The organism is Spiroplasma sp. hy2 (genome assembly GCF_044714365.1).
In the GTDB taxonomy this organism is placed as follows: Bacteria; Bacillota_I; Bacilli_A; order Mycoplasmatales; family Mycoplasmataceae; genus Spiroplasma; species Spiroplasma phoeniceum.
The window spans coordinates 1-1139 of record NZ_RXFZ02000248.1; the positions used below are offsets into that span (position 1 = coordinate 1).

The following is a 1139-nucleotide window of genomic DNA, read 5'->3' on the forward strand; positions in this document are numbered from 1 at the left end:
WWTTCTGTAATTATTTTTTCCATCAATTATTTACCTCTTATATATTAAAAATATACCTAAAATTAAGTATATTCTATAAATATCAAGAGTTTTCTACAAAATTAAAGCTATCTTTTTTTGATTTTTTATTATTTTTGTGATAATGTTTGAAATTAAGAAAAGAGGGTAAAAAATGATAAATGTTAATAACAACTTTTTTAACAATTTTAATATTTTATTAGATAAACAAAGTATTGAAATTATTCAACAAAATTTAGAAAATTATGATAAATGAATTTTTAAAAATTATAAAATTGATGAAACTTTAAAAGAATTTAAAGATTATAAAGTAAAAGAAATAAAACCAAGAACATTAACTATTTTAAATGGAAAAATAACTTTTAAAAGAAGAAAATATTATAAAATTAATCCACAAACAGGAAAAGAAGAATATATTTTTCCTTTGGACAAACTTTTAGGTATTGAAAAATGACAAAGAATAGATAATTCTGTTAAAGAAAAAATATTATCATTTATTGGCAAGAAAAAAACATATCAAGATATTTTAGATACTATGGAACATGTAAAAATTTGTATAAAAACAATTTCAAATATTATGAAAAATGCAAAAACTGATAAAGAATATTATATTAATAAAACTGATAAAAAAATAAATGTACCTCATACTTTATATATTCAAATTGATGGAACTTTTTTAAAAATGTGAAATGAAAATAAAATAGGAAAAGAAAAAATAAAAAAACATAGTATATTTTCAACTGTTTATACTGGTTTTGATAAAGCAAAATCAACTAAAAAAAGACCTGTAATTGAAAATAAATTGGGTGTTATAGAATTGGATAATATTCCAGAATATATTAGAAAAAATAGTAAATTAACTAATTTTGTTAGTAAATTACTTATATTAATTACAAGTTATTATGATATTAATGACAATATTGAAATTATGGTATTAGGTGATGGTGCACCTTGAATTAAAAATATTGCAAAATTTATTCAAGAATATTTTCCTAAAAATAAAGTACATTACACGATAGATAAATTTCATCTTACAAGTAGATTTAAAAAATTATATCCCTACCAAAGTAAAAACAAACAAAATAAAGAAACATATAATAAGGCAGTTGATTATTTTTTTA

The 1139-nt window shown here is 18.5% G+C and carries 1 protein-coding gene; it reads left to right on the top strand.

What is annotated here, in order from left to right:
• Window positions 1-172: 172 nt before the first annotated feature.
• On the top strand, window positions 173-1139 hold a 967-nt coding region (locus EHV01_RS05815), incomplete at its 3' end, for an Mbov_0401 family ICE element transposase-like protein (RefSeq protein ID WP_422066636.1).